Raw genomic sequence first — 9,288 nt, 5'->3', positions numbered from 1 at the left:
CGCGATCAAATGCGGCTCGAACATGATCCGCCTGGGTAGAATTTTATACGCCTAGGCCCCGAGGGACGGGCCTAGGGGCGGACGGCGTTAAATTTAAACTCGGCGCAATAATCGGTCGCACACGGCTCTGCGCTATCCTCTACGCAAGTTCGGCGCTCAATCGCAATGTAAAATTCTGACGCAACAGGCTCGGCGTGATATTAAATTTACGCCCCTTGTGAAATTTCAATAAGCTCGGCGGCGATAAATTTTGATGTAGTGTAGGTGGCGGAAATTCCAAGTAAGCACGGCGCTGTGATACCGAAACTGAAATTTTGGTGCGCCTTAGCGACATAAAATTTTAAAGCGATATGGCGGCGCTAAATTTTAAGCGACGCGGCAAAAGCCCGATCGATAAAATTTAACCAACGCCGAAATTTTAAAACCTAACACGCTTCGCTGCTGTAAATTTAAAACAATGGCAAACGTAGAGCAGTTGCGGCGCAGATGACAGATAAAGCGAAGCCCATCAAGCAGTGTAAATTTAAACCACTTCAGCGCTACAAAATTTCAAAGCGGCAGCGCAGACGACGCAGCTCGGCGAGCGATGCAATGTTTGCGGAAACAGCGTTCGGCGGCGCGCCGATAAAAGGCGAGGTGCAATCCTTTATACTTTTACAACAAGCATTACGATATGTCTGATCTGCGCTCACACCCGCGTTTAAGGCACGCGGCGCTGCTGCTCTTTAAAATTTTAATCCCGTAAATTTACTCGCCCGTTTAAATACCGAATATAGAAGCGCGATATTTGGGCGACCGTATCCGCGTCCGCCGCCTTGTATCTTGTATTTTAATATCTATTTTGCAGGCTCGCGCTTTTTTAAGCCGCAAATTCAAAAATACCCAATAGTTTTAAATTTACCCGCTGCTACCCGCTTTAAATTTTAGAATTTCGCCTATTTTTTATCGCGCCGAAAAGTATCGCGCAGGTAAAACTCTCCGCGCTCCAGCGCCTAAAAGCGCAGTCGTAGCAGCTGATCTCGCCGCCGCACACCATCTCCTCTTCATCGTTATCGAGCCTAAAATTTGCGCAGTTTTCGGCGATTTTGCGCGCTTTTTCGTAGTCAAATTTGCCGAATCTAAACTCGCCCTTTTCGTTAAAATTTGTGCGCATCAAAAACCTCTAAGCTCCTTTACGCTTAAGTTTCTAAAGCCGCCGCCAGCTTCTTTTTTGACGAGCAAAGTCGCCTTGAAATCCAAAAATACCGGCTTTAGCGCGCCGATTAAATTTACGCGCTCATCTGGCGAGAGAGGTTTAAAATTTTCATCCGCGACCGCCTCGATAAAATTTAATCCCAAAAGCTCGGCCACGCTCAAATTTGACTCTTTTAGCTCAAATTTGCCTCTGATCTTGCCGTCGTTTCCGCTAAGCCTAAGCCCGATACCGGCAAGCGCGCCGATGACGCCGCGAGCGCCGCTTTTTAGCTCTTTTAAAAATACGTTTTGTGTGCTTGCTGTCTCAAACGCCTGCTCCATGCTTAAAAATATCTCCTTTGCGCTTCTGCCGAAATTTATCAGTTCTTGTACGTTTAAGATATCTTTTTCAAAGGCCGCCGCGATGCCGGGCTCCGCGCCGGACGCGCTTTTGCGCTCTAGAAGTCCAAGCGCGAAATCCAGCACGCGCTGCTTTTGCGACTCGGTAAGCCGGGCCTCCAGGCACATAGAGCTGTTGTGCGAGGTGTAGTTGATGCGAGGATCGAGCAAGAGCTGATGGCGCGTGACGAATGAAACTGGCGCGAACGAGCCCGCAAACGCGGCGATCTCTTCGGCAAGCAGGCCCGTAGAAATATCGCCGCCAAGCTCGTCCGTGTCGTCAATGCAAAGTAGAAATTTAAATTTCATTTTAAAAGCCTTAACATTTAAGTCGATTTTAAATATTTATAAAATAAAATTATATTCAAATATTTTAATAAAATTTATTCCATAAAATGGTATTTTACACAATATATAATAAAAATTTTATTTTAAGGAGTTAGGATGAAAAAGATTGGCTTAATCGCCTTCTGTGCCGCGATGGCGCTTCACGGCGAGGTGTTTACGCTCGGACAAATCGAGGTCGTAGAAAACGTCGGCGGCGTGCAAAAAAGCGACACTAACGTCGTAACCATCGATGAGCAGCAGATGCAAAAAGACGAGATAAAGCGCCTCTCGCAGGTCGCTTACAGCACGCCCGGCGTTTACGTGGATAAAAAAGGTCCGCGCGCCGAGCAAAATTTCTACGTTCGCGGTTTTGATTCGCGCAGAGTGCCGCTTTTTATCGACGGAATTCCGGTTTACGTGCCTTACGACGGCAATGCGGACTACGGCAGGGTTTACACGTTCGATCTAAGCAGGATCGATATCTCAAAGGGCTCAAGCTCAGTGCTCTACGGTCCAAACACCATGGGCGGTGCGATAAATTTAATCACCAAAAAGCCTAGCAAGGAGCTTGAAGGGAATTTGGGCTACGGCTTTGAGACGGGCAGAAGCGGCAAAACCTACGGCAACAATGTCGATTTGAACGTCGGTAGCAAGCAGGAGCTGTTCTACGTACAAGCAGGCGGTAGCTTTATGGAGGACATGGGGCAGCAGATGTCACGTAAATTTAAAGGCGACGCAAACGGCAATGAGGACGGCGACAGACGCGATAACTCCGTGCAGCGAGATAAGAAATTTAATATCAAACTCGGCCTTACACCAAACGAGACCGACGAATACGCGATCGCCTACGTAAACCAAAAGGCAAGCAAAGAGCAGCCGATGTATGCGGGAAGATATACGACTTTTAGCCAAAAAGACCGCAAATGGGAGTGGTATCAATGGGACAGACAAAGCATCTATTTCCTATCGCATACGGAATTTGCAAATAGCTTTTACATAAATACTAAGGCTTTTGCCGATGAGTTTAAAAATGGAATGTTTGATATCGATAAAAAAGAGGATAGCAAGTATAAGGATAACGCATACGGATTCGGTTTGGAAATGGGCGGAGACGTAAGCGATAGCAACACGCTTAAATTCGCCACAAACTACAAACACGATAAACACTCCGGACATAAGATCCACTATACCGGAAGATTCGGCACCGAACCTACCGTTACCTTTATAGATAGAACCTACGGTTTCGCGCTTGAAGATACTCACAAATTTACCGATTTTACCAAACTGATTTTAGGCGTTAGTTACGATACGAGAGATGCTATTAAGGCCGAAGACTACATCCAATATAAAGGCGGCGGAGGTGGAGCCACCAACCCCGCTAACTGGAAGCTAACCTCGTTTGACGTAGGTAAGAAACATGCCTTCAATTATCAAACCGCTATCAAACATAGCTTTGACGGCGAGGATGAGCTAAGCTTAAGCTACGCCAAAAAGACCTATTTTACCAGTATGAAAGATAGATATAGCGAGAGATTTGGGCGAAATTTCGCAAATCCGCACCTAAAGCCCGAAGTAGCAAACCACTACGAGGTCGGCTACCAAAGGAATTTTGGAGAATTTTTAAGGCTGGAAACTTCGGTGTTTTGCTCCAGAGTTAAAGACGCTATCGGCACGACCAGCGTTACTAGGTTTGCGCAAACCAGAGATATGAACGTAAACGTCGATAAGGCTCACTACAAGGGCTTTGAGTTCGCCGCAGCATATTTTGCGACACAAGATTTGGAGCTTGGCGCAAACTACACGTATATGAACGCCAAATACAAAGAGAGCGGCGAAAGCACGATCGTCTATGATCTGCCGAAGCACAAAGGATTTTTATACGCAGATTATAAAATTCTGCCTAAATTCGGCGTTTACATCTCTCAAGAACTTAGCTCGAGCTTGTGGAACAGAGTGCCTACCGGTAGAAGTAGTCATATAGATCACAAAACGGCGGGCTTTGGCGTAACCAATCTAAAGCTTACGTATGAGCCCGTTGAGAGCTTAAGCGTAGAGGCGGGAGTATCAAATCTGTTTGATAAAAACTATGAGTATAGAGAGGGCTATCCTGAGGAGGGTCGCGTATTTTTCTCAAACATCAGATATAAATTTTAATTCAGGTTTAGACGGCGGCGGCATTTTGCCTTTTCATTGAACTCCGATGGCGAGCGGTTTTGAGCCTCATCTCATACCGCCCGCCCCTTTTAAATTTAACTTTTCAAATTTTAAAGCTCAAATTTTGCGCCGAACAATATAAAATCACCGTCTGTAAATTTTCAAATTTAGCAGCTAAATAGGCGTCTAGCGAAGATAAATCTATTTTAAAATTTCTTTTGCTATACTTGCGAAATTAAAAATTTTAAAGGCATGATCATGAAAAAAATATTTCTATTTCTCTGCGCAGCGAGTATGCTTTTTGCTCTAAGCGAGGCGCAGATCAAGGACTACATCGCTCAAAACAGCGAAAACATAGAGCAGCTGCAGGGCACTCCGACTAAAATTTACGCTAGCTCGCCGCCGCTTTTATATATGCTTTACGCGCTTGATCCCGCTAAAATCAGCGGAACTAATTTCGAATGGAACGACTACGAGCGACCCTACGTCAAAAAAGAGGTGCAAGAGCAGCCCGTCGTGGGCGGCTTTTTCGGTCAGGGTAAAATTCCAAACGTCGAGATGCTGCTACGCCTAAATCCCGATCTCATCCTCGTAAACGCAAGCTCGCGCAACACCAAAAAGATAAGCGAGGTCTTCGGCTCGATCAAAAAGCCGATGCTCTATCTAAGCGCGACGAAGCTCGAGGATTATCTGGACGGGTTTGAAATTTTAGGCGAAGTGACGGGCAAGCAGGAGCGCGCCGCACGTCTCGTAAATTATGCGCGCGAATCGCTAAATTTGACCGCGCAGATCGAGGAATACATCAGGAAAAATAATCTGCAAAAGGTGAAAATTTACTACGCGCAAGGTGGCGACGGGCTAGCGACCGAGTGCGCGGGCTCGTGGCACGCGACGCTCATCGAGCGAGCCGGTGCACAAAACGTCCATACGTGCAGCGAAGATCCAAATGCCAAATCTTTCGGGCGTGTAAAGATCAGCTTCGAGCAGCTCGTTAAATACGATCCCGACGTCATCCTCGTCTACGAAAAAGAGCTGTTTGATAAAATTTACGGCGATCCGAAGTGGCAGCTGCTGGGCGCGGTGAAAAACAAAAAGGCCTACTACATCCCGCGCGAGCCATTTTCGTGGTTTGACCGACCGCCTTCGTTTATGAGGTTTTTGGGGCTAAAATGGCTGGTAAATTTAATCTACCCAGAGGCGTTTAAATTTGACATGATCCGCGAGACGCGCGAGTTTTATAAGCTATTTTTAGATCTTGAGCTCACAGATGCGCAAATTTATAAAATTTTAGGACGGGGCGCCGAGTGAGTAAAGAAAGATGAGCAAAAGGGCGTTTGCGTTTTTAGCCCTACTGCTGGCGCTTTGCATCGCAGGCTCGCTGCTGCTGGGCAAATACGGCTTTAGCGCGGGCGATTATGCCCGCTACGTCACGGCGCTGCTACGGGGCGAAAGCTTAAAAGATTTCGAGGTCATGCACACGCTCCTGCTCGAGATCCGCCTGCCGCGCATACTTGCTTGCGTGCTCATCGGCGCGAGCCTAGCGATCAGCGGCGCGGCGTATCAGGCAATGTTTGTTAATCCGCTCGTTAGCCCCTCGATACTGGGTGTTCTAAGCGGCGCGGGATTTGGCGCAGCGGTCGGGATGTTTTTTAAGCTCAATGAATATCTCATCCAGCTTAGCACCTTTAGCTTCGGCTTTCTAGCCGTGGCAGTGGCGCTAGGCGTTTCGGCGCTGTATTCGCGCAGCGGTAGCGTCATCGTGCTAGTTCTTGGCGACGTCATCAGCGGCTCGCTTTTTACCTCGCTACTCTCGGTGCTAAAATACGCCGCAGACCCAAACGACGCGCTTCCTGCGATAACCTATTTTTTGATGGGCAGCCTCGGCTTTGCGTCTAAGAGCTTTATTCAAATTTCAATCCTGCCGATGTGCGCGGGCGTTTTGCTGCTGGCGCTTAGCGGCAAATACCTAAACGCGCTAAGCCTTGGCGAAGAGGAGGCAAAGAGTCTGGGCGTAAACACGGCGCGGGTTAAAATTTTCATCATCCTAGTTGCGACCTTCGTTAGCGCGCTTAGCGTGACGATCGCGGGCACCATCGGCTGGATCGGGCTTATCGTGCCGCACATCGCGCGCTTTATCTTCGGCGCCGACAACCGCGCTGTGCTTGCTAGCTCGGCGATGATCGGCGCGATATTTCTGCTCTTTTGCGACAGCTTCTCGCGGCTCATCTTTACCTTTGAGATCCCCATCGGCATCGTGACCTCGCTATTTGGCATCCCGATGTTTATCATCGTGCTGCGCCGCGCCAAGAGGAGCTTTTGATGCGAGAAAATTTGATAGAAGTGCGAAATTTGCGCTTTGCCTACCAGAGCAAACCCGTGCTAAAGGGCATCAGCTTTGACGTCGCGACGGGCGATACGCTAAGTATCCTCGGCGCCAACGACAGCGGCAAAAGCACCCTGCTTCGCATAATGCTCGGGTTTTTAAAATTTGAGGGCGAGGTGCTAATCGGCGGCAAAAGCGTGCGCGACTACGGCAAGCGCGAGCTAGCCTCCCTCGTCGCCTACGTGCCGCAGACGCACGCGCCGTCCTATGACTACAGCGTCTTTGATGTCGCGCTGATGGGCGCGCTGTGCAGGACGCCGTTGTTTTCTAGCTTTAGCGTGGCGGATAAAAAGCTAGCCGAGCAGGCGCTGGAAAAGATGGGTATCGCGCATCTAAAAAACGCGCCCTACACAAAGGTTAGCGGCGGTGAGCGGCAGCTGGCGTATATCGCGCGCACGCTGGTTCAGGGCGCGAAAGTGATCTTTATGGACGAGCCTACAAACGGGCTGGATTTTGGCAATCAGATCAAGCTGCTCGAGATGATAAAAGCGCTGGGAGATGAGGGCTACACCTTCGTGCAGACGACGCACTACCCGCGGCATGCAAAATTCGTTTCAAGCTTGACGCTGTTTATAAAAGACGGCGAAATTTTAGCTTTCGGGCGCAGCGAGCAGCTCATAAACGCCGAAAATATCGATAAAATCTACGGCATAAACTACGAAAGATATGAGGATAGATTATAAATTTTACGAGCACGTAGCGCCGTTAAATTTAGCCGAATTGGGGTAAAATTGCGCGCATTAGACGAGTTTTTAGGCGGCAAACGGCGCGCCCTATAAAATGCAAGCTTGCGGATCGCGACTACGGCAATGTAAGCGGCAAACCGAATTGCTAGCGAGCAAAACGTCTAAATTTAAACGATAAATTTAAAGGAAAATCATGACTCCGCGAGAAATATTTTTAAACGGCTGCAATGAGATCGCGGCAAATTTTACGGACTTCAAGTCCACGCAAAAGGGGCAAAGATTAACGAAGATCGCAAGCGACAAAGATATTTCGTTTGAGATTTATTTTGGCTCCAGCATGCGCAACTACTCCGGTAGCGTGAGCATCCTGCCGCAGGTCGCGATCTACCGCAAGCGCCTAAAAAAGCTGATGCAAGAGAAGCTGCCCTACTCGACCGACCTTGTTTTCGTATCGTATCTGAGCTATCTCACGCCGCGCAAACAGTTTCGCGACTGGCAGCTCGCGGGCGCTAGCTTCGAGCCCAGCGTGCGGGAGATTAGCGCGGCTATCAAGGACTACGCGCTGCCTATTTTTGAGCTTTTTGAGGATAAGCAAAAGGCGGTGGAGTTTATGATGCAGCGCGGGGCTAAATTTAACAAAAATCTAAGCGCCTTCGATCTGCGTCCGATCTACTTTATCTATTATTTCGGCGGCAGAGATGCGGCGGAGGCATTTTTCAGCGTCTGCCTAAGCGATTGCACCTACAAAGGGCGATTTTATAAGCTTTACGAGGAGCTTGCAAACGGCGCGGAGGCGGATTTTAGTAGAAGTTCGTTTTGGAGCGATACGGAGGCGAAATTTGCATTTATAAAGGGACTTAAAATTTTAAATGGCTGAAGCTTTAATTCAAATTTTAATCGTAATTTTTAGCGTCTTGCTTCTGGGCGAAATTATTTGGACGCTCTTCTGCCACAACCCTCGCAAGCTTAGCCCGCGCGAGCTTGCCGCGATAGATGGGATAAGCGAGGTAAAAAGGCTTTCCGTGAGACCGTTTTTGTTTTGGCTGGAACGGTTTTTTATCTCGTGCGAGAGCCTTTGGTTTGATCAGGATTTCATCTACGTTTTTGATGGACAGAAGCTCGCGGCGAAGTATAAATTTGAGCAAATTTTGACGCTTGAAGTTACAAAAATACGGATAAATCATGCTAGGATTTGGCGGATCCGCTTTGCGAGCGGCGCGAGCGAGCTTGAACGTGGCGGCGCGGACAAACCCGAGCAAGACGGCGCGAGCGAGTATAAATTTGCACCCGCCGCTTCGATTTTTACGCCGAGCTTTAAAGAATTTTTGCAAATTTTACGCGAGAAAAACAGAGGCGCGATCAAGACAGAGCCGAGATTCTGGGAGACCGTTTAGCGCGGCAGAATTTTACAAAACAGATTTGCAAAAAATATAGAAAAGGCACGCAGCTTTCAAGCGCGATCGCCGTAAAGGGCAGCAAAAGCTACGCGCGAAACCGCAAGAGGCGATAATAAATAAGGGGGAAAAATGAAACGCTGGAGCAAGCTTACAAAACAACTTTACGAGCTCGTGGATGAAAACATTGATTTTAAGCTTCACTGCACGGTTTATCGGATGCAAAGCAGGCGCGGCAGCACGGATTTGCCGCGATATTTTATCACGCTTGCGGGCGAGATTATTTTTGATTACCCGAAGGATTTCATGCTAAAAAGCGGCGGCGTAAAAAGCTTAGCACGGAGCGCTCTAACGAAAATTTATCCGTATGGTAACGACATAAGCGACATCGGCGAGCTTATACGCGAATATATCGACACGCTCAAAGAGGAGCTGTTTGCAAAGCACTTTGGTGCCGACGAATGGGGGCTCGCAAATATCCTAAAGGCTGCCGACAAACGCATCGGCAAAAGGAGGCTGCAAATTTTAGCCAAAAACAGGAAAAATCAAGCGATGCAAAAGGTAATAGCGGCTAGATTGGGAGCTTTGCAATAAATCCACAGCGGCGATTTAAATGCGGAGCGAACAAGTGCGGGCGACAAACTAAAAATTTTGATTTATGAGTGGACTTTTAAAAATTTAGCTACGGTCGTTCAGTGAAAATTTAAAGTATCGTAAGCGGATAAAATATATAAAAGCGAGCATGTATCGTTGCTTTTGCTTGACGGTTTAA

General features: G+C 47.9%; 10 protein-coding genes. 8 read left to right on the top strand and 2 right to left on the bottom strand.

What is annotated here, in order from left to right; translation table 11 throughout:
* Positions 1-486: 486 nt before the first annotated feature.
* Positions 487-681 carry a hypothetical protein gene (locus Q0140_RS12425; RefSeq protein WP_297965027.1) on the top strand — a complete coding sequence of 65 codons (195 nt, stop codon included), beginning with the start codon at positions 487-489 and terminating at the stop codon, positions 679-681.
* Between the two features lie 235 nt (positions 682-916).
* Here the strand turns inward: Q0140_RS12425 and Q0140_RS12420 are convergent, their stop codons facing one another.
* Together Q0140_RS12420 and Q0140_RS12415 are read right to left on the bottom strand one after the other, a co-directional pair.
* The gene (locus tag Q0140_RS12420) at positions 917-1,153 is read right to left on the bottom strand and encodes a molybdopterin biosynthesis protein MoeB (RefSeq protein ID WP_297965025.1); all 237 of its coding nucleotides are present in this window, start codon (positions 1,151-1,153) and stop codon (positions 917-919) included.
* Positions 1,153-1,881 (bottom strand): hypothetical protein, encoded by a 729-nt coding sequence (locus Q0140_RS12415; protein WP_297965024.1) that lies wholly within the window; start codon positions 1,879-1,881, stop codon positions 1,153-1,155. Before Q0140_RS12415 ends, Q0140_RS12420 begins: the two co-directional genes overlap by 1 nt.
* Positions 1,882-2,016: 135 nt before the next feature.
* Between Q0140_RS12415 and Q0140_RS12410 the strand changes: the two genes are divergently transcribed.
* The 7 genes from Q0140_RS12410 to Q0140_RS12380 all read left to right on the top strand — a co-directional run bounded on the left by Q0140_RS12410 (position 2,017) and on the right by Q0140_RS12380 (position 9,110).
* A complete protein-coding gene (locus tag Q0140_RS12410) occupies positions 2,017-4,053 on the top strand; it encodes a TonB-dependent receptor (RefSeq protein ID WP_297965022.1) in 2,037 nt (678 codons plus the stop codon).
* 258 nt (positions 4,054-4,311) lie between these two features.
* Positions 4,312-5,361, top strand: coding sequence for an ABC transporter substrate-binding protein (locus tag Q0140_RS12405; protein WP_297965020.1), 1,050 nt, complete (start codon positions 4,312-4,314; stop codon positions 5,359-5,361).
* A gap of 10 nt (positions 5,362-5,371) precedes the next feature.
* Positions 5,372-6,373, top strand: a complete 1,002-nt coding sequence (locus tag Q0140_RS12400) for an iron ABC transporter permease (RefSeq protein ID WP_297965018.1) — start codon at positions 5,372-5,374, stop codon at positions 6,371-6,373.
* Positions 6,373-7,119, top strand: a complete 747-nt coding sequence (locus Q0140_RS12395) for an ABC transporter ATP-binding protein (protein ID WP_297965015.1) — start codon at positions 6,373-6,375, stop codon at positions 7,117-7,119. Before Q0140_RS12400 ends, Q0140_RS12395 begins: the two co-directional genes overlap by 1 nt.
* Positions 7,120-7,315: 196 nt before the next feature.
* Positions 7,316-7,999, top strand: coding sequence for a hypothetical protein (locus Q0140_RS12390; protein WP_297965013.1), 684 nt, complete (start codon positions 7,316-7,318; stop codon positions 7,997-7,999).
* Entirely contained in the window at positions 7,992-8,516 is a 525-nt protein-coding gene (locus Q0140_RS12385) for a hypothetical protein (protein WP_297965011.1), read from the top strand. Before Q0140_RS12390 ends, Q0140_RS12385 begins: the two co-directional genes overlap by 8 nt.
* 132 nt (positions 8,517-8,648) lie before the next feature.
* Positions 8,649-9,110, top strand: coding sequence for a hypothetical protein (locus Q0140_RS12380; RefSeq protein ID WP_297965009.1), 462 nt, complete (start codon positions 8,649-8,651; stop codon positions 9,108-9,110).
* The last annotated feature ends 178 nt before the right edge of the window (positions 9,111-9,288 follow it).

Origin of the sequence: uncultured Campylobacter sp., from assembly GCF_938045405.1 — a bacterium.
In the GTDB taxonomy this organism is placed as follows: domain Bacteria; phylum Campylobacterota; class Campylobacteria; order Campylobacterales; family Campylobacteraceae; genus Campylobacter_B.
The sequence above is the reverse complement of the archived record's forward strand: the minus strand, read 5'-3'. Positions and strand labels throughout refer to the sequence as shown.

Bases quoted from the DNA above. Each gene is read 5' to 3' on its own strand.
- Q0140_RS12420 (WP_297965025.1), bottom strand. From the start codon at position 1,153: ATGCGCACAAATTTTAACGAAAAGGGCGAGTTTAGATTCGGCAAATTT.
- Q0140_RS12425 (WP_297965027.1), top strand. From the start codon at position 487: ATGACAGATAAAGCGAAGCCCATCAAGCAGTGTAAATTTAAACCACTT.
- Q0140_RS12415 (WP_297965024.1), bottom strand. From the start codon at position 1,881: ATGAAATTTAAATTTCTACTTTGCATTGACGACACGGACGAGCTTGGC.
- Q0140_RS12390 (WP_297965013.1), top strand. From the start codon at position 7,316: ATGACTCCGCGAGAAATATTTTTAAACGGCTGCAATGAGATCGCGGCA.
- Q0140_RS12380 (WP_297965009.1), top strand. From the start codon at position 8,649: ATGAAACGCTGGAGCAAGCTTACAAAACAACTTTACGAGCTCGTGGAT.
- Q0140_RS12410 (WP_297965022.1), top strand. From the start codon at position 2,017: ATGAAAAAGATTGGCTTAATCGCCTTCTGTGCCGCGATGGCGCTTCAC.
- Q0140_RS12405 (WP_297965020.1), top strand. From the start codon at position 4,312: ATGAAAAAAATATTTCTATTTCTCTGCGCAGCGAGTATGCTTTTTGCT.
- Q0140_RS12395 (WP_297965015.1), top strand. From the start codon at position 6,373: ATGCGAGAAAATTTGATAGAAGTGCGAAATTTGCGCTTTGCCTACCAG.
- Q0140_RS12400 (WP_297965018.1), top strand. From the start codon at position 5,372: ATGAGCAAAAGGGCGTTTGCGTTTTTAGCCCTACTGCTGGCGCTTTGC.
- Q0140_RS12385 (WP_297965011.1), top strand. From the start codon at position 7,992: ATGGCTGAAGCTTTAATTCAAATTTTAATCGTAATTTTTAGCGTCTTG.